Origin of the sequence: Mesorhizobium sp. M5C.F.Cr.IN.023.01.1.1 (assembly GCF_003997585.1) — a bacterium.
GTDB classification, from domain to species: domain Bacteria; phylum Pseudomonadota; class Alphaproteobacteria; order Rhizobiales; family Rhizobiaceae; genus Mesorhizobium; species Mesorhizobium wenxiniae.
The window spans coordinates 13,383-33,786 of sequence record NZ_RZSU01000070.1 but is presented as its reverse complement, the minus strand read 5'-3'; the positions used below and the strand labels follow the sequence as shown (position 1 = coordinate 33,786).

Here is a 20,404-nt window from a genome sequence, read left to right as displayed (position 1 = left end):
GCATGATTTTCGCTCTGGCGATCGTGGTCGCCTGGTCTTATCTCGACGGCGCTTCGCTAGGCACAACGCTTTTTCGCGCTATAGCCTGTGCCATTGTCATCCAGTTGGGCTACTTTCTGCTGGTTTTCGTCATGGTGGTCAGAAATTCCCCGACGTCGGCTGACAAGATTCGTGATGCCGAACGAACGCTGAGTTCGACCGAAGTGGCCGACGGCGAGAAGTTCAGTGCCAGGAGAAGCCTGCGCTAACCTGACGACAGAAAGCGTCGGCCGGATTGCTGGCGGACTGCTCGCCCGACAGCATGCTGGGCAACGGGCTTCCGGATTTTTCCTTCAGCCTCGGATCCTCTGACTCAGCTCTAATTTTGCCCAAACTCTGTCGATCGACCTGGTGATCAGCAATTCGAGTGCGCTGACGGTCCATCCATGATGAGCAGGGACGGTTTGCGAAGCAGTCCGTCTATCTGCGGGCATTTCACCGCCCTATCGATTTGCGCCATTACGACACCGTCAGGAAAGACTGGACGGCGCGAATGATTTTGACGATGCTTTGCTTCGCAATTGCAGCATAAGCGCCGGCTGGCGCTTCTTTTCAAACAGCCGACAGTCAGTGAGAAAACGAGAGCTGCATTGGACATCAAACCGGGGGCGGCGAGAAATTCGGAGCTATCTGTGCAGTCGAGAGGCGAATTGATGACAGAACCCCAGGTCTGCGTGATCATCGCCGCCCGCAACGCGGCGCGGACAATTCCGATTGCCATCGCATCGGCATTGCGCGAGCCGGAGGTGGCCGAAGTCGTCGTCGTCGATGACGCCTCCACTGACGATACCGCGAAAGTCGCTCGGGCGGCCGACGATGGCAGCGGCAGGCTTTCCGTCATCCGGTTCGACGTCAACGGTGGTCCTTCCTTCGCCCGCAACGCCGCGATCGCCAGCTCCAAATCGCCGTTCATCAGCATTCTGGATGCCGACGATTTTTTTCTCGAGGGCAGATTTCGCGAGTTGTTCGCCAGCGCCGATTGGGATTTCGCTGCCGACAACATCATGATGATCAGGGACGATGCGGCGACCGACCTCTCGAAAATCACCGCTCCGCGGTTTTCGGCCGATCCGGAATTTCTCGATTTCGAGCGTTTCATCGAAGGCAACATCTCCAGTCGCCGCGTGCAGAGAGGTGAGTTGGGTTTCCTCAAACCGGTGATCAGCCGCGCTTTTCTTGACCGACATGGACTGCGCTATGACGAAAACCTGCGGCTGGGCGAAGACTATGAACTCTACGCGCGCGCGGTTGCTTGCGGGGCGCGCTTCAAAGTCATCAGGTCCTGCGGCTATGGCGCGATCGTTCGCGCGGACTCGCTGAGCGGCCAGCACAAGACGCAGGACCTCAAGCGTCTGGCCGACGCGGATCTGGCGCTGCTGACGATCGATAGTTTGCCGGAAGGCTCTAAGGCCGTGCTCAGAAGGCACGAACGGCAGGTACGCGACAAATATCGGTTGCGAAACTTCCTCGACGTGAAGAACGAGCAGGGGCTGACATCGGCTGCGGCCTACGCCCTGGCCAGCCAATCCAACCTCATCCCCATCCTTCGCGGCGTGGCCGCCGACAAGCTGGATGCGCTGTTTCGCCGCGCCGGCTTTGCCTCGAAGCAGCCTGTGCCGCCGCTGCGCTTTCTCATGGCCGCAACCAGCCCGGTCGGCGAGCCTTGAGCTGGTCCGCAACCGGCGCCATGCCGATCATGTCAACAGGTCCTTACCCTGCTTCAAAGTGATGCGAATTGCCGATTCGCCGCACTAGGTGGTTGCCTACTCGCTTCGGGGATGGCATGTATGTTGCGGTGCAGCAATTTTGATTGGCTGTTTGAAACGGCCCGAAAATGTCCCCCTGTCAGAGGAGCTGGACGATGCGACAAGACTTTTTTGGCCCGGACGGGCACAGGGATAGCCTTAGGCCGGCTATGACAGGAAACTAAGCGCATGGCCTCGATATTTGGCTTCAAATCAAGGGATCCGGCTCGAGACAGGCAGACCGACATCTCGCGCCTTGACCGCCTGGCAAAGCTGCTAGACCAGATCGCAGCCGAGGTCGAGGCGGAGAAAAACGGCCTTGAGAATCGCTACCGGACAAAGGCCACCAACGCGGCCTTCCTGGTCGAGGCGATGGAAAATGGGGCGGCCTCCTCCAGCAGATCCTCCGAGGTCAGCGAGCTGACGAAGTCGATCCTGAACTACGAGCGGCGCATCGTGGCGCTCGCGCGCCAGAACGAATTGATGAAGGATCTCCGTCATTCGCTGGATGCAATTTTCGACGAAAGCGCCCAGCGTAGCTCGACCGCCAAGGCTGATTTCGCCAAGCCGGCCGCCGGCACGGGGTGAACTTCAACATCCCTGGGTGGGCCCACAGGCAGAAGGTTGGTGTCACTGGGCAAGTTAAGAGGCAGCACAAGGAAGGTACTGGCAGAAGGTCAAGGTCAGCTCGTTTCGTTATGGTTTGAAGACTTTGGGTTGGGGTGCAGCACAAAGATGAGTTTGATGAGTCTGGTATGAACGCGGATCCGAAAAGCACGTCCACCCGAGCAACCGGCGGCAGGCCGCTCACGCGCTCGATCAGGCAAGGGAACCTGAGGCAGCTATGTTCGGGCGGCGCGTTTCTGCTGCTCGCACTCGGCAGCCTGGTTGCAGGCCCGACCCCTTCCCATTCGCAGGACATCCCGACTGCGACATCGTTCGTCGATGATTTCACCAGCTTCGATCGTGCGCGTTGGTACATTGCCGACGGCTGGACGAACGGCAAGCACCAGAACTGCACCTGGTCCAAAAGCCAGGTCCGGCTTTCCGACGGCATGCTGACGCTCGGTTTCGAAAAGCGGAAACTGAAGGATCGCGACTTTGCCTGCGGCGAGGTCCAGACCAAGCAGCGCTTCGGCTATGGCACCTATGAGGCGCGGATGAAAACCGATGCGGGCTCCGGCATCAATGCCGCCTTCTTCACCTACATCGGCCCCACTGACAAGCAGCCGCATGACGAAATCGACTTCGAGGTGCTGACCAAGGACACCTCCAGGGTGCAGGTCAACGCCTATATAGGCGGCAAGGGCAAGAACGAGAAGCTTGTCGACGTCGCTGGCGGCGCCGACAAAGCTTTCAACGACTACGCCTTTGTCTGGGAAAAGGATCGGCTGCGCTGGTACGTCAATGGCCAACTGGTGAACACGATCACTGATCCGGCAAAGCTGCCCACTCATGCGCAAAAGATATTCTTCAGCCTCTGGGGCAGCGACACGCTGAAGAACTGGATGGGACCGTTTTCGGATCCGGGTCGAAAACTCACCATGCAAGTGGACCGCGTCGCATTCACGGCGCTAGGCCAGCCATGCCAGTTTCCGGAATCGCTGGCATGCAGCATAAAGTAAAGACTAATCTGAACCGGCCGGACCGAAAGCGCTCCGAAGTCTTGAACAGGAATGAAACCAAATGAATTTGACGGTCTTTGGAATTGGCTATGTCGGTCTGGTGCAGGCGGCGGTGCTTGCCGAAGTCGGACACCAGGTGGTGTGCGTCGACATCGACGTGAAAAAGGTCGAGCGGCTCAATCAGGGCCTCATCCCGATTTTCGAGCCCGGGCTCGAAAACCTCGTCAAGGAGAACCATGCGGCCGGCCGCATCAAATTCACCACCGATGCCGCGGCCGCCGTCAAGCATGGCCAGATCCAGATGATCGCTGTCGGCACGCCTCCGGGCGAGGATGGTTCGGCCGACCTCAAATATGTGCTGGCCGTTGCCGAGGCCATCGGCCGGGAGATGGACGCGCCCAAGATCGTCGTCGGTAAGTCGACCGTGCCGGTCGGCACCTGCGAGAAGATAAAGGCCAGGATCGCCGCGACGCTGAAGGCGCGCGGCCGCGAGGATCTGGGTTTCGACGTCGCATCCAATCCGGAATTCCTCAAGGAAGGCTCCGCGGTGGCCGACTGCATGAAGCCCGACCGCATCATCGTCGGCACCGGCAGCGAGGATACCGAGGCGGTGATGCGTGAGCTTTACGCTCCGTTCAACCGCAACCACGAAAAGATGATCGTGATGGATGTGCGCAGCGCCGAGTTCACCAAATACGCGGCCAATTGCATGCTGGCGACCAAGATCAGTTTTATGAACGAAATGGCCAATCTGGCCGAGGAACTCGGCGCCGACATCGAGGAGGTCCGCAAGGGCATCGGCAGCGATCCGCGCATCGGCTACCACTTCATCTATCCGGGCCTCGGCTATGGCGGCTCATGCTTCCCCAAGGACGTGCGCGCCCTGATCAAGACCGCCGAAGGCGTCAAATTCGATGCCAAGCTGCTGCGCGCGGTCGAGGAACGCAACAACGAACAGAAGTCGGTCCTGTTCGACAAGGTGAACCGCTATTTCAAGGGCAATCTGAAGGGCAAGACCTTTGCGCTGTGGGGCCTCGCTTTCAAGCCCAATACCGACGACATGCGCGAGGCGCCGGCGCGTGTCTTGATGGAAGCGCTCTGGAAGGCCGGTGCAAAAGTGCAGGCTTACGATCCCGAGGCGATGCAGGAATGCCAGGCCATCTACGGACTGCGCGAGGATCTGCTTTTGTGCGGGACCAAGGAGGCAGCGCTGCGTGGCGCCGATGCGCTCATGATCGCAACCGAGTGGAAGAACTTCCAGGCGCCGTCGTTCGACGCGATGAAGGATGCGCTGATCACGCCGATCATCTTCGACGGCCGAAATCTCTACGACCCCAAGGTCATCGCTCGCTACGGCATCGAATATCACAGCATCGGCAGGATGGCGGCGTGAGATCATGCGGGAAAGCCTGTTGCCATGACAGCGGGACACGAGGGAGGCTGGCGGGAACTGATGGATATCTTCTGCCTTCGTAAACCGCTTTTGAACAAACCCAGAATGCGACAAGGAGCCGGACCCATGAAAGTCCTTTTTGCAGGTGGCAACGGTTACACTCCCCAGTTCAGCGGCGGTGTCCAATCCAGCACCCACCATCTGGCCGAACAGTTGCTTGAACATGGCCACGAGGCATCAGTGCTTGCCGCGCTGTTCGGCCAGGGCGTCTTTGGCTACAAGGCGCGCGCCAAGATGAAGCTTCTGAGGCAGCGCGCCGTCATCGACAGCTATCCCGGTTACCCTGTGGTGCGGGCGTGGTTTCCCTGGGAAGCGGCGCGCTTTGCCGTCGAAAGGCTCGATCCCGACGTCGCCGTCGTGCAGTGCCACAAATCGGTGCCGATCGGAAAGGCGCTGCAGGCGCTTGGCGTGCCGCTGGTCGTCTATCTGCGGAACGTCGAATTCCACGAATTGGGCGGGGATCTGCGCGAGCTGCATTCGGCGCTTTATATCGCCAATTCCGAATTCACGGCGCGCACCTACAAGGCAAAATTCGACATCGATTCGACGGTCATACCGCCGACCATCAATCCCGCGCTCTACAGCACCCCGACGACAGGCGAGTTTGTTACGCTGATCAACCCTTACAATGAAAAAGGGTTCGAACTCGCGGTGCGCATTGCCGGCCAATGCTCCGAAATTCCGTTCCTGTTCGTCGAAAGCTGGAAGCTCGACGACGACCACCGGGCACAGATCGAACGGACCATCGCGCCGCTGCGCAATGTCAGGCTGGAAAGCCGCACCAGCGACATGAAGACGGTCTATAGCCGCACCAAGATCCTGCTGGCGCCCAGCAAATGGGAAGAGGCCTGGGGGCGCGTGGCATCCGAGGCCCATTGCAGCGGCATTCCGGTCGTCGGGTCCCGGCGCGGCGGCCTGCCGGAAGCGATTGGCGCCGGTGGCGTGGTGCTCGATTATGACGCACCGCTCGACGACTGGGTCGCGGCGATCAGGCGGCTGTGGAACGACAGCCAGGAATATGAACGGCTCTCGGCGGCGGCACGTGAATTTTCCGAGCGGCCGGCGCTGCATCCTGAACGTCAGTTCGCGACCTTCTTTTCGATGCTCGACCGGGCGGCCCAGCAGCGTTCGCGCCAAGCCGCCTGATTAATGCATGTCGCCCAAAAGCATGCCCTTGAGGCTTGAACCGAGGTTGCGCAGCGGTCGGATGAATTGCAATCTCACTGAGCGACATCAGTTCGCCTGTAGCCATGAATTGTCATGACCAGTTTGTCCGACGCCGGCATCGGCTCCCATTTGCCGGCCCAACCTGCGTCCATTACCGCGCCTGCCGCAACCCATAGATCGAAGTACGCCTTCATGGGCTTGTTCGGAAAGGCACCGCCCAGAGTGTCAGCCGGCGTAACCACGGCAGCTTCTTTGCCGTCAATGAGGAAAGCAACACGTTTTCCCGCCTCATATTCTATGCCAAGGCGGTATCTTTTCCCCGAGAGGTCGCCGAGTTGGATCCACTTTAGCCAAACGCTCTTGTGCTGATTGTCGACGTTTGCCCAAACATTGAGCTGTAGTCCTTTCGTGCCCACGAATTCAAAATCGATTTCCTCATGGGCTTTCTCGTTAAAAGTCCAAAGCGGAGCTGCAACAAGCCCTGGCTTCATCGTCGGGAGAGTGACATCCACTTCCCACCTTGCCGATGAAAAGTCGGATTTACCGCCGGCTACGACCTGTGCGGAAGCTTTCTCGCTGACAGTAAGCTGAAGCGCGCCGTCAACGATTTTGGCGTTCGCCGCCTTCCAGTCATACCCTCCGAGCTTGGGCTCGCCCCACTGCGATGGCACGAAGGGATTGTTATACTTCCAAAGTTGGAGCTTGACCGCTGACCAATCCGGAAGCTTGTCAACGGCAGCTTCCGCGTCTCCTGCGGCAACACTCTCTGCCACGGCTCGCCTATGAACCAGTTGCAATGCTGCCGAGGCAACAAGAAGAGCCGACAGTTTTCTGCGTGTGAAATTCATGCGTCTATCTCCGATGGCAGATTCCAGCTTTCCCGACGGCTCATGATGGCCGTTCGTGGTGACCGGCGAACCACACCGTAAATGGTGAAATCGGCGGCATGATGTCCCTTGGCCACAGTTTTGGCTCGACATCTAAGCCGGTCGTTTGACCCGGCTCTTCAGTGTCTCATAGCCGCGTTCGCCAAGTAGCCTGCGCGCGACGATCTTGATGGCCGTCTTGCGCCCTTCCTGCGAATTCATCTGTTTCAAACTGCCTGGAAACTTGCGGGCGATCCGTCCAAGTGCAGGCAGCGACAGCGAGTCGGGATAAATGACCAGATGCGTTTCCACGCACAGCACCGGTTTGCCGGAAAGCTCGGCGATCTTGAGGGCCTGCTGGTGCTCGCTTTCGATGAACAGCATGGCATCGGACTTGCGGTAGAAATCGGCCTTGAAAATTGCCATGCCGCCAAGCCGCTGCCGTTCCGCCTTGCTCGGCAGTTCGAGCATGATCAGCTTGTCGTATTTGATGTCGTGCTTTTGGAGCCATGCTTCGGTGTGGTTGCGGTATTTCTCAAGCCGGCTGGTGACCAGCCATCCGATCTTGCGGGTCGGGCCAAACAGCGGCAGCGCCTCGCTCAGGAATTTCTCGTATGCGGGTCCGTCGTCGATTTGGTTTTTCAGTGTGCAGAGCGGTGATTTTTGCCGGTGCGCCCATTCACTTCACCTCGCTCGGTGCCGGCGAGGGCGGCGTCCGCGCCGGCAGTAGCTTCACCGCTTCCCACAACGATATGGCAATTTTTCCCGACACCGCATCAAAATGTTGCAATGCAACAAAACAGCCCGGAAATTCGGAGTGACAGTAGGCTATCCGAATCCCAGCAAGGGAGCACGATCTCCGCCGCTCAGCACGCCAAATTACAATGGCAACCCAATCCGATTCTCACGCTCTCGTGAGGTACGACTGCGATAGCCGTCGAGCGCTCATGCACGCCAGGCCATCCGGGGTGGCAAGACGCTGAGCGATGCTGCCGGCGTGCCACCGTGGCGCGGGGATATCTTCTGCTTGTCGGGTTCAAGCGGCAAGGCTTCCGGAGATGAAGCATCAAGGGCCGGGTCGAGTTGCACAGGTTCTTTGGTTCGCTCCAACGCCACACGGTCGTAAAGCGCATCGAGGAATGCGCCCGCCGGTTCCGCGGCAAACATGATCTCTGCCGTCCACCGGGCTTGACGTCGCAGTGGCGCCATCAGCTTCGGCTGACCGATATATGTCTTCAATCGTTCGATGGACAGGCAAGCGAGGCGCTCGACCTCATCCTGGAAATATTGGGCAAATTTCGCCTCGCCGCGCGAGTTGTATCCCGGATTCCAGCAATTGCCGAGATCGTTGAGTCTCATGGGTAATGAGATTCCGTTGACACCATCCTCCAGGAATTCAGGCAGGGCACAGACCCTCGTTCCGAGAACCGGGGTGTGTTCCGACATCGATTCTATCGCCGAGTATCCAAACGTATCGCCGAAGGTGGCTAGGATGCCAAAATGCGAATTGCGCAACAATCGTCGCACCGAATGGTTTGGCAACGTGCTATAATGCTGGACATTCTTCAGGTCGAGCAACTTGATATACTGGTCAAAGAATCCTGGAGTTGTCGGATCCGTCCATATGCCGCCGCCTACCTGCAGACTCGAAACGATGTTCACTCGGATAGGCAAATTCTGCTCTATTGCTTTTTCCGCGATCTTGACCGCGACGCAGCCGCCCTTACGGCCAAAATGGGCGCCGACGAACGTCAGCACAAGTTCCTCCGCGGTGTTCTCAAGCATCGCATCTTCCACGGCAGGCACGACGATGTTCGGATGGCGGACCATCAGCTTGTCCGTCAGAAGGCTTACGTTCGGATTGTCGGCGTGCTGACCCAGAAAACACCTGCGGGCAAAATGCGACAAGGCAATAATGCGGCGGCAGCCGGGGTTCGCAATCCGCGACGCCAAGTAACGAGCCATCGGCCCGCGCTTGCGAAGGGCGAACTGACGCGGCAAATGGGATTCGAACGAGATGATGAATTTCGAAGAATTGACCGGGATCCGGTTGAAGGCATGCACCAAGTCGACGGACAGGGCAGGCTCGATCAACGTCACACCTTCCAACTTCGACGAGACCAGGTTGAACGGTAGGAACCGCTTGCGCAGGATTGTATGTCTGGAGACGCGCGGCGTAACGAAACTGGTCGGATATTTGTCGTTATAGACGGCAATACGAAGAGATTTGGCCATGCCTTAACCACCGTATCCAAACAGCGGGATAGGGGATTTTAGCGAACTGCCCTATGGGCGCAGAACTGCCAAATCCTGCAATTCCACTGGAACCAAATATAGGCGCATGAACCCCCCGGCCCCAATTCTCACCAACTTCTCGTCATATGAAAACCGATTTTTTGCTGCAACGCAATAGAACATTCGCGCGGCCTAATGTTTGTGCGGTGCGCGACAATCGCTTAATCCGCTACATAACACCAAAAATGTTGCGATGCAGCAAAAGCTGTAATAGCATCCCTGCGGGCGGGCCAACAGCGGTCGAGTTTTCATGCTGCATGTCTTGTACTTGGTACACGACGTCTCCGACCCGGCAGTGCGCCGGCGGATCATAATGCTTAAGGCAGGCGGCGCCCAGGTCACACTGGCGGGCTTCCGTCGGACAGCAAGCCCGGTCGCCGACGTCGAAGGCTTGCGCCCGATCGACCTTGGCGCGACGCGCGACGGCCGATTCGCCCAGCGGCTGGCAGCAGTCACAAAGGCGGCGGTCTCGATCGGCTCGAAGCTCGGCTCGATGCCGAGACCCGACCTCATCATCGCGCGCAATCTGGAAATGCTGGCGCTTGCCCGGCGTGCCAGATCGGCTTTCCAGGCGACGGTGCCGATCGTCTACGAGTGCCTCGACATTCATCGCCTTGTGCTTCGCGACGACTTTTTGGGCAAGGCGATGCGCGGCGCGGAACGCTATCTGGCCAGGGATGTAATGCTGCTGGTGACCAGTTCGCCGGCGTTTATCGCCAACTATTTCAAGCCGTTTGGGCAGATTGCCGCGCCGGTCGAGCTGCTCGAGAACAAATATTTCGAGCCTGCCGCGGTTGCGCTGGATGATCGCATGGTGGCGGATGATCCCGTCGCTCCGCCTTGGCGGATCGGCTGGTTCGGTGCGCTCCGGTGCCGCCGCTCCCTGGAGCTTCTGGCCGAATTTTCCCGACGGCTCGACGGTCGCTTCGAAATCATCCTCAGGGGCCGCCCGGCGCTTTCCGAATTTCCGGATTTTCACGGTTTTGTCGAAGCCGAGCCCTGGCTTTCGTTTGGCGGGCCCTATCGGAACCCCGAGGATATGGCGACGATCTACCGCGAGGTCCATTTCTCCTGGGCCATCGATTTTTTCGAGCAGGGGCTGAATTCCGAATGGCTGCTGCCCAACCGTCTCTACGAGGGCTGCCGCTTCGGCGCCGTGCCGATCTCGATGGCCAACACCGAAACCGGCCGGTTCCTCGACCGGCAGGGTATAGGCGTTCTTTTGCCTCAAGCTACGCCTGAGGCCCTCGAAGCCGCCCTGGGGGATATGGACGAGCATCGTTTCGGGAAATTGCGGGCGCGTGTTCTTGCCCGCAATCCGCGAACCTGGAGCCATGATCGCAGCGATTGCCGGGCGCTCGTCGAAAAGCTTCGCGGGTTGACGGTTGTGCAGGGTCCGTATGTTGCCCAGGCACTGGCTTAGGATGGCTATCGATGGACGTGGGCCGATGATGCCAACCGAAAAGCTTGCGCCCAGCCTGATCGTGATTCCGTGCCTGAACGAAGCGGCTCACATCGGTGCGCTTGTTCATGAGCTTCGACCGTCGGCCGAGAGGCTCGGTGCCCGGATCGTCGTTGCCGATGGCGGCAGCACGGACGGCACTAGGGCAATCGTCGAGGAGATTGCCGGGAAAGATCCGCGGATCATCCTTCTTCACAATGAAAAGCGCCTCCAGAGCGCGGCGATCAATCTCGCCGTTGCCAGTTACGGCGAGGGGGCTGAATATCTCATTCGCATCGACGCGCATGGCGGCTATCCCCCCGACTATTGCGATCGGCTGGTCGAGGAGGCACTGGCCACCGGCGCCGATTCGGTCGTCGTCTCCATGCTGACCAGCGGCAGCGGCACGGTGCAGAAAGCGGTGGCGGCTGCACAGAATTCCAAGCTCGGCACGGGCGGCTCGAAGCACCGGCATCTCTCAGTGGGCGAGTGGGTCGATCACGGCCACCATGCGCTGATGCGGATATCGGCCTTCAAGGCGGTGGGCGGCTATGACGAGACGTTCAGCCACAACGAGGATGCGGAGCTCGACTATCGGCTCCGTCAGGCCGGTTACCGAATCTGGATGAGCGGCAAGACGCAAATGATCTATTACCCGCGCGCGTCGCTCGCCGGCCTGTATTTCCAGTATCTCGGCTATGGCCGCGGCCGCGCAAAGAACGTTCTCAAGCACCGCATGATACCGAAGGTCCGGCAGATGGTGCCGCTTCTGGTGTTCCCCGTTGTCCTTTTCTCTGCCTTTTTCTTCGTGCATTGGTTGGCGGTCGTGCCGCTTCTGGTGTGGGCGTCGGTTTGTCTCGGCTATGGCGTGTGGACTGCCATCAGCCAGCGCAATCCGGACAGTGCGCTTGCCGGGATTTCGGCGATGGTCATGCATTTCGGCTGGTCCGTCGGTTTCTGGCTGCAACTGCTTGGACCGCGATCACAGCGAAGGAGGGTAGCGTGATGGGTATGGCCGAAAAAAACCGCAGCATCGACATCTGCGTCTGCACGTTTCGGCGGCCGGAGCTTGCCGACACGCTTCGCTCCATTGCCGCCCTGGAGGTGCCTTCGGGATTCGACATCCGCGTCATCGTCGCCGACAATGATGACGGGCCGACTGCCGAGCTGCTGGTGGCGACGCTGGCGGAGACGTTGAAGCTGCCGATCAGCTATCGTCATTGCCCGGCGCGCAACATCTCGATCGCCCGCAACGCCTGCCTCGACGCCAGCATGGCGGATTTCGTCGCCTTCCTCGACGATGACGAAACGGCATCGTCCAGATGGCTCGCCGAACTGGTTGCGACGGCGGAAGTGAGTGGCGCTGCCGCCGTGCTCGGACCGGTGCGGGCGCGCTATCGGCCGGATGCGCCCGCCTGGATGCGCCGCGGCGATTTCCACTCCACCCTGCCGGTCTGGGTGGGCGGCGAGATCCGCACCGGCTACACCTGCAACGTCCTGCTCAGGATGGGCGCCGACAGCCTCCGCGGTCGGCGGTTCAGCCTGGCGCGTGGCCAGACCGGTGGCGAGGACACCGAATTCTTCGACCATATGGTCAAGGCCGGCGGTCGCATCGCCTTTTCGCCGCAGGCCTGGGTCGATGAAGTGGTGCCGCGCGCCAGGGCCGCATTCGACTGGCTCCGCCGCCGCCGGTTCCGGGTCGGGCAGACGCATGGGCACCTCCTGGGGCGCGACGCGAGTGGCCTCGCGCTGGTCAGGCAAGTCGGCCTCGCCTCGGCAAAGGCGGTCTACTGTTTCGCATTAGCAATCCCGGTCGCCATCAATCCCGTGCGCAGGAACCGCAGCGTGCTTCGTGGCATCATGCATGTCGGCGTCGTGAGCGGTCTCGTCGGTGTGCGTGAAATCCGCCAATACGGCCTGCCATCGCCGCAGGAAGGGGGCAAGCGTGCAGCCTGACGTCACCTTTGTCATTGCCGCCTACAATGCGGAGCTGACCATCGAGCGGGCGATCGCCAGCGCCATCGCCCAGCGCGATGTCAGCGTTGAGGTGATCGTCGTCGACGACCAGTCGCGCGACCGGACGCTCGATCTGGCGCGATCCTACCCCGAGGATATCGTGCGCGTCGTCGCCCTTGCACAGAACCGTGGTCCCGGCGGCGCCAGGAATGCCGGCCTTGAGCTTGCCCGCGGCCGGTGGGTCGCGGTCCTCGATTCCGATGACGCGATCTATCCCGGGCGGATCTGCACCATGATTGACCGCGCGGAGAAAGCTGGCGCAGAGATCGCGGTCGACAATCTCCAGGTCGTTCGCGAGGACGGCGTTGCCGACGAGACGATGTTCCCGGCCGACTATCTCGAGGGCTTAAGTGAAATCTCGCTGGCGGACTATATCGCCGGCAATGTGGTCTTCGAATCCAGGTTCAATCTCGGCTATCTCAAGCCGATCTTTCAGCGACGCTTCCTGAACGAAAACGGGCTTCGCTATGACGAAGGCCTGATCATCGGCGAAGATTACATCCTGCTGGCCAGTGCTCTGGCCAAGGGCGGCAAATGTGTGGTCGAGCCGACGACCGGCTACGTCTACCATATCCGGACCGGCTCCATTTCCCGCGTGCTCGAACTTCATCACGTCGAGGCGATGCGCAAGGCCGATCTCGCCTTCGCCAGAACCCATTCGATGGACGCCAAGGCCGAGGCCGCTTTCGCAAGGCGCACACGCAGCCTGCGCAAGGCGGCGTCGTTCCTTTCGCTAGTCCAGCACATCAAGGCGCGGTCCCCGCTCAAGGCGGTGTGGACGGCGCTCAGCGATCCGGCGGCCGTTCGGCATATGAGCATGCCGATCGCCGTTCGGCTGCGAAGGGTGGCGGCACAATTTGCCGTGGGTGCGGGGGAGGTGAAAGGTGCAGGCAGGTGAAAACAGTTTTCGCGGCCTGCGACAGGTTGAAGTCGATCTCCTCAGAAGGAATATGCAATGAAGAAAGTCAGGAAGGCAGTCATACCGGTAGCGGGGCTTGGAACGCGATTCCTGCCGGCGACCAAGTCGATGCCGAAGGAAATGCTGCCGGTCGTCGACAGGCCTGTCGTGCAATATGCGGTGGACGAGGCGTTCGAAGCCGGCATCGAGCACATTGTCTTCGTGACGGGCCGCAACAAGGCGGTCATAGAGGATTATTTCGACCTGCATCCAGAATTGATCGGGACTTTGGAGCAGACCGGCAAGACGGCGCAGCTTCAGGCGCTCGAAAGCCTGCTTCCCGTGGCTGGTGCGACGAGCTTCATCCGGCAGCAGTCGCCGCAAGGTCTCGGCCATGCGGTATGGTGCGCCCGGGAAGTCATCGGCGACGAACCTTTCGCATTGCTGTTGCCGGACATGGTGTCCTTCGGCGGGCGTGGATGTCTCGCTGAAATTGCCGACCTCTATGCACAGACCGGCGGAAACGTCATCGCCGTCGAGCGCTGCGATCCGACCGAGACCAGCAAATACGGCATTGTCGGCTGCGGCGCGGATGTCGGCTCGGGCTTTGAGGTCACCGCCATGGTCGAAAAGCCAGCTCCAGCCAATGCGCCGTCGAACTACTACATCAACGGCCGCTACATCCTGCAGCCCGAGATATTCGCGCTGCTCGGCAATCAGCAGCGCGGCGCCGGCAACGAAATCCAGCTGACCGACGCCATGGTTCGCCTTGCGCAGAGCCAGGCTTTCTTTGCCCAGCCCTTCAACGGCCGGATGTTCGACTGCGGCTCGAAGGAAGGGTTCATCCAGGCCAATATCGCCTTCGCGCTGGCGCGTGACGACATGAAGGGGCCAATCTTCGAGATGCTTGAGGAGTTCGTCCGGTCGCATGAGCGCCGGGTGGAAGCCGCATAATGCCCGTCTTTTGGGAGCATTAGCGTATGGGACGGTGACGCAAGACATGCCGATGCGCTTAGCCGCCCGGCTTTCGAGTTGTCTGGCATGAAGCTTGCGTCATATATGGGCTGATGCTCCCGATCTTGCTTCAGCGCCTGCAAACTAGAGCATCGGACCCAAAAGTAGAGAGCGGTTTTGGAAATCCGATGCTCAAACAAGAGATAGAGCGGCGGCACAGGTCGACTTGAGGGACCGCCGCTCTAGATGCAAACGAGAATTGGACCGAAGATGAATTATGCCAATTTTCCTCTCGACAAGAGGAAACCGTTGCCGAGTTCTGACGCAGTCAGCGCCGACGATTTCATCGATGTCGAGCGCCTGCTCAGCATGGCAGCAAGGCAGGCAAAGGTGGTCGCGGCATGCGCTGCCATCGGTCTTTTTCTGGGCGTGCTCTATTTGCAGACCACGCCTCCCACCTACATGGCGACGAGCCGCGTGCTGATCGACGAAGGTTTGAATAAGGTCGTTGACGAGGTCTCGGCGGCGTCGGTCAGCATGCAAACCGAGTCCGCCATTCTGAGCCAGATCGAAATTCTGCACTCGGCGAGGTTGGCGGCGGTAGTCGTCGACAAGCAGAAGCTCGATCAGAACGACGCCTTCTTGTATCCTCCGACGTCGGCCGTGTCGAAGGCGGCCGGCTTTGTGCGCGGCGTGATCCGGTACTTCCGTCCCAGCCCCGCCGTGGGTACCACCGACGTCACTCAGCTTGATCCGGCGACGCGTGACGCGATGATTGCCTCGTCACGCCGCGATTACGCGATCCTCAAACTGCAAAACGAAGTGCAGGCCGAGCGCATCGGTCGAAGCTATGTGATCTCCATCGCCTACCAGGCGACGGATCCCGCCCTTGCAACCGCGATCACCAAAGCCTATGCCGACGCCTATCTCGCGGATCAGCTCGATGCCAGCTTCGATGCGACCGAGCGGGCAGCGGTCTGGCTGCAAGGCCGGCTGACGGAGCTTCGCGAAAGTTCCCAGGCAGCGGCGCTCGCGGTCGAGAAGTTCAGGGCCGAACATGGACTGGCCGTCGACGACGGCCAGTTGATCAGCGACAAGCAACTGTCGGACCTCAATGGCCAGCTCATTGAGGCGCAGGCTGACACCGCCCGTGCCAGCGCCCGCTACCAGCAATACAAATCGATCGTCGAAAGCGGTTCGGACAACGCATTCAGGGCCGCCGCCATATCCGCCGACCAGCCGGGCAACTCGGTCATTTCAACGCTCAAGACCCGCTATCTCACTGTCGCCAAGCGGCAGCAGGATATTGAAGCCAATTTCGGGGCCGAGCATCCCCAGGCGGTCGCACTTGCCAAGGAAAAGGCCGACATATCGGCGCAGATTTTCGGCGAACTGAAACAATTGACCGAAAGCTACCGCAACGAATACGAAGTCGCTCTCGCGCGCGAGACGGCGCTCCGCGCAAATGTCGCGTTAGCGGCGGGCAAGAGTTCCATCGATAACCAGTCGCAGGTCAAGCTGCGCGAACTGGAGCAAAAGGCAACGGCGCTCTCGACGCTCTATCAGACATTCCTTGGCCGCTACGAGGAAGCCTCCCAGCAGCAATCCTTCCCGGTCGGCAAGATCCGCGTCATCTCGGACGCGACGCTCCCGCAGTCCGCGGCAACCCCGCGCACGTCCATGGTGCTGGGACTTTCGCTTGTGCTTGGCCTGATTATGGGGGCCGGGGTTGGTGGGCTGAATGAATTCAGGGAGCGGTTCTTCAGGACCGGCGAAGACGTTCGCGATCGCGTCGGCCTAAAATTCCTTGGCTACCTGCCGATCATTGGCAGCAAGGTCGCCAAGGACGACAAGCGCGATGACGGTCAGGCGGACGTCAAAACCGCCCAATCACCGTCAGCCGCTGAAAGACGCGCGCGCATGCGGGTGAGCATCGACGCCCCGGCATCGATGTTTTCCGAAACACTGCGCAGCGCCAAGATTGCCTTCGACGTCGTGATGGAAGGGCAAGGCAGCCGGGTCATTGGCGTGATCTCGGTTCTTCCCGGTGAGGGCAAGTCGACCGTGGCGGCGAATCTGGCCGGACTGCTTGCTGCCAACGGGTCGAAAACCCTGCTGGTGGACGGCGACCTGCGCAACCCCGGCCTCAGCCGCAGCCTTGGCATGGAGGCCGAGCAAGGCCTGATGGAGGCGGTAGTGAGCGGGCAGACCTGGCAGTCCGTCGGCAAGATCGACCGGCAGACCAAGCTGGCGATTGTCCCGGCTGTGCGGCGGGGTCACTTCTCGCACACCAGCGAGCTTCTATCGTCGGCCGGGATGCGGCGTTTCATCGACAATGCCAAGGAGACCTTCGAGTACATCATCGTCGATCTGCCGCCGCTCGGCCCCGTGGTCGATGCCAAGGCCTTTGCTCCGCTTGCCGACGGCTTCGTGCTCGTAACCGAGTGGGGGCGCACGCCGCGTGCGATGGTGCAATCCATACTGAGCTCGGAACCCTATATCGCCAACAAAATCGTCGGCGTGGTCCTCAACAAGGTCGATTTGAAGAAGCTGGCGAAGTATGGATCGATCGGCGGCTCGGAAAAATTCTTCGACAGATATTCGTCCTACTATCTGGAAAAATCGGAAGCGCGGACGAAAGCAAACACCTGAGGCCGGTATAATAGGAACGGATGTTGAGCAGATCGTCGCGTCCTGCCTCCAGTTGCGGATGCGGCGGGATGCCGCCGGTGGCCCGTGCCGAAACGCCGGCGGGAAAGGCCCACACCCAGTAACCATAGTGGTAGAACATCACGAGGACTGCGGCGAGAAATCGAAGTATGTCGACGCCGCCAAATGTGGTTTTTGCTGAGCCATGCCGTAGGTGGGCGCCCCGACAAAACTGCATGGCGATTTGCTGCATTGCACAATAGCCAATTGGCTACCGGCGGGCTGTCGATGGTCCGATGTCTTTACAGGCCGATTCCGCGTCCCTTCAGCGCCGCGGTGATTTCGTCGAGAATGACCGGGTCATCGATGGTCGCCGGCATCGTCCATTCTTCCTTGTCGGCAATCTTCTGCATGGTGCCGCGCAGGATCTTGCCGGAGCGCGTCTTTGGCAGGCGCTTGATCGTCACCACCGTCTTGAGGGCGGCGACCGGGCCGATCCGCTCGCGCACCAGCGTGACCACCTCGGTCTCGATGGAGCCGGTGTCACGCGCGACACCCGCATTCAGCACGACGAAGCCGAGCGGAACCTGGCCCTTCATCGCATCCGCGATGCCGATGACGGCGCATTCAGCAACGTCGGGATGCGCAGCCAGCACCTCCTCCATGGCGCCGGTCGACAGCCGATGGCCGGCGACATTGATGATGTCGTCGGTTCGGGCCATGACGAACAAATAGCCGTCCTTGTCCATCATGCCGGCATCCGCCGTCTTGTAACAGCCGGGGAATTCGTCGAGATAGGCTTGGCGAAACCGGTCATCGGCATTCCACAGCGTCGGCAGGCAGCCGGCCGGCAGCGGCAGCTTGACCACGACATTGCCCAACGTGCCGCGCGGCACTTCGTGGCCAGCATCGTCGAGCACGCGGATGTCGTAGCCAGGCATCGGCACCCCGGGCGAGCCGTATTTCACCGGTAGCAGGCCCAATCCGGCTGGGTTGATCGTCATCGGCGAGCCGGTCTCGGTCTGCCACCAATGGTCGATCACCGGCACGCTCAGTTTCTGCTCCGCCCATTTGATGGTCTCCGGATCGGCGCGCTCGCCGGCGAGGAACAGTGTGCGGAATTTCGACAGGTCGTATTTGGGGACGAATTCGCCCTTGGGATCCTGTCCCTTGATGGCGCGGAAGGCGGTCGGCGCGGTAAACAGCGCGACGACGCCATGCTCTGCGATCACCCGCCAGTAGGTGCCGGCGTCGGGCGTGCCGACCGGCTTGCCTTCGAATATGACGGTCGTGCAGCCATGCAGAAGCGGGCCGTAGACGATGTAGGAATGGCCGACCACCCAGCCGACATCGGAAGCCGCCCAGAACACCTCGCCCGGCTTGACGCCGAACTCGTTCTCCATCGACCATTTCAGTGCAACCATGTGGCCGCCATTGTCGCGCACGATGCCCTTGGGCTGGCCGGTCGTTCCGGACGTGTAGATGATGTAGAGCGGATCGGTGGCGAGCACTGGAACGCAGTCGACATTGGCGCCTGCGGCCCGCTCGCGGGCGACGGCGTCGGCATAGTCGATGTCGTGGTTTTCCTTGAGCTCGCAGCGCAGCTGGTCGCGCTGGAGGATGAGGCAGGACTCGGGCTTGTGCCGCGACATCTCGATCGCCTTGTCGAGCAGCGGCTTGTAGGCGACGACGCGCCCGGGCTCCAGGCCGCAAGAGGCGGAAATGATCAGCTTCGGCCTGGCGTCGTCAATGCGCGTGGCGAGCTCGTGCGAGGCAAAGCCGCCGAAGACGACCGAATGCACGGCGCCGATGCGGGCGCAGGCAAGCATGGCAAAGGCAGCTTCCGGCACCATCGGCATATAGATGATGACCCGATCGCCTTTCTGGACGCCGCGGTTCTTCAGCACCGACGTCAGCGCGACCACCTCGCGTTTCAGTTCGGCATAGGTGAATTTCCTGGTCGTGCCTGAAATCGCGCTGTCATGGATCAGCGCGATCTGATCGGCGCGGCCACCCGCCACGTGGCGGTCGACGGCGTTGAAGCAGGTGTTGCAGGAGGCGCCGCCAAACCAGCGCCCATAGACGCCGGCATTCGGATCGAAGACCGTGTCGAACGGTGTGAACCAGTCGATGGCTTTGGCCGCATTCGCCCAGAATTTTTCCGGGTCGCGTTTCCAGCCGTCATAGACCTCGTGGTAGCGTGACGCCATCCGGCTTCCTCCCCAGGAATGTTTGCTGTCTTTGAAATAGCGTATGCTGTTTTTGCAAGCGTATGCAATTTCGTCTTTTGGCGTTCTTGGTCTCGGGTCATAATTGGGGCAAGGCTGCAATGAAGTTGCGATGCAAGGTGGGATTTGCCGTATTGGCGGCGATGCTGTTGATGGTCGCTTCCGCCGCTCAGGCCGGCGATGCGGCGGCACGGCGCATTATCGGCTTTTCGCCGGACGGTACCTACTTCGCCTTCGAACAGTAGGGCACGCTCGACGCCGGTGCTTCGAATTCGGGCTGGTCGGAGATCGACATCATCGACACGCGCACCGATGAGTTCGTCGGCGGCAAACCGATCCGCATCGTCGACGAAACCGAGGATGCGACGCTCACTCTCGATCAGGCGAGGGCACAGGCTGCCGCGCAGGCGGCGCCGATCCTCGCCCAATATGCCATAGCGGCGCGCGGCGAGCGGACGGCCTTGGACAGGTTCACCTTTCCGGACGACATGGTCGCTTACCAAGACATTGCGCGCCTCGAGCAGGTCTCGCAGAAATGGCTTTCGCCGACCTATGACGAGCTCGGCATCTCGATCATCCAGCTCGACCAGATACTTGCCGACAGCAAGATGGATTGCTCGTCGAGTTTCGACGAGCAGCAAGGCGCAACGGCCGGCAAGGCGTTTGGTTTCCGCCTGACGCTGCAGGCACAGGATGGCAAGCCGTTCCAACTGCTACATGAGGACAGGACCGTGCCCGCCGCGAGGAATTGCCCGACCTCCTACAGCCTGTCGGAATCCTATGCATTCACTCCGGACGGCAAACCGGCAGTGCTTGCCGTGCTCGTGCAACGCTTCAGCCAGGGATTTGAAGGACTGGACCGCCGCTTTATCGCCGTGACCGGCCAGCTGCGTTGAAAAGCGCCTGCTTGCACTCAAATACGGTTCTAAAGCGGCAGCGCCGCGAGCATGAGGCCGACGCCGCCGGCGATCAGCAAGGCAGCGGCCAGCGCCTTTCTGTGACGTTTGAAACCCGTCGGCGCTCGATCC

The 20,404-nt window shown here is 60.5% G+C and carries 17 protein-coding genes and 2 pseudogenes; 15 read left to right on the top strand and 4 right to left on the bottom strand.

The window, feature by feature from the left end:
* Window positions 1-2 precede the first annotated feature (2 nt).
* The 6 genes from EOA78_RS24260 to EOA78_RS24235 all read left to right on the top strand — a co-directional run bounded on the left by EOA78_RS24260 (window position 3) and on the right by EOA78_RS24235 (window position 6,008).
* Complete coding sequence (locus tag EOA78_RS24260) at window positions 3-248, top strand: exopolysaccharide production repressor exox (RefSeq protein ID WP_127317325.1); 246 nt, start codon at window positions 3-5, stop codon at window positions 246-248.
* 444 nt (window positions 249-692) lie between these two features.
* Entirely contained in the window at window positions 693-1,706 is a 1,014-nt protein-coding gene (locus EOA78_RS24255) for a glycosyltransferase family 2 protein (protein WP_127317324.1), read from the top strand.
* Between the two features lie 267 nt (window positions 1,707-1,973).
* Window positions 1,974-2,372: a hypothetical protein gene (locus EOA78_RS24250; protein WP_127317323.1), complete on the top strand. Its 399-nt coding sequence runs from the start codon at window positions 1,974-1,976 to the stop codon at window positions 2,370-2,372.
* Window positions 2,373-2,539: 167 nt separating this feature from the next.
* Window positions 2,540-3,409 (top strand): glycoside hydrolase family 16 protein, encoded by an 870-nt coding sequence (locus tag EOA78_RS24245; protein ID WP_127317322.1) that lies wholly within the window; start codon window positions 2,540-2,542, stop codon window positions 3,407-3,409.
* A gap of 61 nt (window positions 3,410-3,470) precedes the next feature.
* A complete protein-coding gene (locus EOA78_RS24240; protein ID WP_029347687.1) occupies window positions 3,471-4,802 on the top strand; it encodes a UDP-glucose/GDP-mannose dehydrogenase family protein in 1,332 nt (443 codons plus the stop codon).
* Between the two features lie 126 nt (window positions 4,803-4,928).
* Window positions 4,929-6,008, top strand: a complete 1,080-nt coding sequence (locus EOA78_RS24235; protein ID WP_127317321.1) for a glycosyltransferase — start codon at window positions 4,929-4,931, stop codon at window positions 6,006-6,008.
* Between the two features lie 74 nt (window positions 6,009-6,082).
* Here the strand turns inward: EOA78_RS24235 and EOA78_RS24230 are convergent, their stop codons facing one another.
* On the bottom strand, window positions 6,083-6,877 hold the full coding sequence (locus EOA78_RS24230) for a family 16 glycosylhydrolase (RefSeq protein WP_164783911.1): 795 nt from the start codon (window positions 6,875-6,877) through the stop codon (window positions 6,083-6,085).
* A gap of 132 nt (window positions 6,878-7,009) precedes the next feature.
* Window positions 7,010-7,525: pseudogene (locus tag EOA78_RS24225) on the bottom strand (phosphoribosyltransferase); the annotation flags it as partial.
* Between EOA78_RS24225 and EOA78_RS36530 the strand changes: the two are divergent.
* Window positions 7,510-7,716 (top strand): hypothetical protein, encoded by a 207-nt coding sequence (locus tag EOA78_RS36530; protein ID WP_127317319.1) that lies wholly within the window; start codon window positions 7,510-7,512, stop codon window positions 7,714-7,716. The pseudogene EOA78_RS24225 and the gene EOA78_RS36530 sit on opposite strands and share 16 nt — an antisense overlap.
* Before the next feature lie 124 nt (window positions 7,717-7,840).
* Here the strand turns inward: EOA78_RS36530 and EOA78_RS24215 are convergent, their stop codons facing one another.
* Window positions 7,841-9,130, bottom strand: coding sequence for a glycosyltransferase (locus tag EOA78_RS24215; RefSeq protein ID WP_127317318.1), 1,290 nt, complete (start codon window positions 9,128-9,130; stop codon window positions 7,841-7,843).
* Between the two features lie 310 nt (window positions 9,131-9,440).
* On the opposite strand from EOA78_RS24215, the gene EOA78_RS24210 reads away from it, so the two are divergent.
* The 6 genes from EOA78_RS24210 to EOA78_RS24185 all read left to right on the top strand — a co-directional run bounded on the left by EOA78_RS24210 (window position 9,441) and on the right by EOA78_RS24185 (window position 17,151).
* Window positions 9,441-10,613, top strand: coding sequence for a glycosyl transferase family 1 (locus tag EOA78_RS24210; RefSeq protein ID WP_127317317.1), 1,173 nt, complete (start codon window positions 9,441-9,443; stop codon window positions 10,611-10,613).
* 28 nt (window positions 10,614-10,641) lie between these two features.
* Window positions 10,642-11,637, top strand: coding sequence for a glycosyltransferase family 2 protein (locus tag EOA78_RS24205; RefSeq protein ID WP_127317328.1), 996 nt, complete (start codon window positions 10,642-10,644; stop codon window positions 11,635-11,637).
* Complete coding sequence (locus EOA78_RS24200; RefSeq protein WP_127317316.1) at window positions 11,637-12,587, top strand: glycosyltransferase family 2 protein; 951 nt, start codon at window positions 11,637-11,639, stop codon at window positions 12,585-12,587. Before EOA78_RS24205 ends, EOA78_RS24200 begins: the two co-directional genes overlap by 1 nt.
* Window positions 12,577-13,545, top strand: coding sequence for a glycosyltransferase family 2 protein (locus EOA78_RS24195; RefSeq protein WP_127317315.1), 969 nt, complete (start codon window positions 12,577-12,579; stop codon window positions 13,543-13,545). The genes EOA78_RS24200 and EOA78_RS24195 overlap by 11 nt, the downstream gene beginning before the upstream one ends.
* A gap of 57 nt (window positions 13,546-13,602) precedes the next feature.
* Window positions 13,603-14,499: a UTP--glucose-1-phosphate uridylyltransferase gene (locus EOA78_RS24190; protein ID WP_127317314.1), complete on the top strand. Its 897-nt coding sequence runs from the start codon at window positions 13,603-13,605 to the stop codon at window positions 14,497-14,499.
* A 270-nt stretch (window positions 14,500-14,769) separates the two neighbouring features.
* A complete protein-coding gene (locus EOA78_RS24185) occupies window positions 14,770-17,151 on the top strand; it encodes a polysaccharide biosynthesis tyrosine autokinase (protein WP_127317313.1) in 2,382 nt (793 codons plus the stop codon).
* 299 nt (window positions 17,152-17,450) lie between these two features.
* Here the strand turns inward: EOA78_RS24185 and EOA78_RS24175 are convergent, their stop codons facing one another.
* Entirely contained in the window at window positions 17,451-19,358 is a 1,908-nt protein-coding gene (locus EOA78_RS24175; protein ID WP_127317312.1) for a propionyl-CoA synthetase, read from the bottom strand.
* A gap of 119 nt (window positions 19,359-19,477) precedes the next feature.
* Here EOA78_RS24175 and EOA78_RS37225 point away from each other — a divergent pair, with 119 nt between their 5' ends.
* Both EOA78_RS37225 and EOA78_RS24170 read left to right on the top strand, forming a co-directional pair.
* The gene (locus EOA78_RS37225; RefSeq protein WP_245477708.1) at window positions 19,478-19,621 is read left to right on the top strand and encodes a hypothetical protein; all 144 of its coding nucleotides are present in this window, start codon (window positions 19,478-19,480) and stop codon (window positions 19,619-19,621) included.
* Window positions 19,622-19,654: 33 nt separating this feature from the next.
* Window positions 19,655-20,272: pseudogene (locus tag EOA78_RS24170) on the top strand (DUF2259 domain-containing protein); the annotation flags it as partial.
* Window positions 20,273-20,404 lie beyond the last annotated feature (132 nt).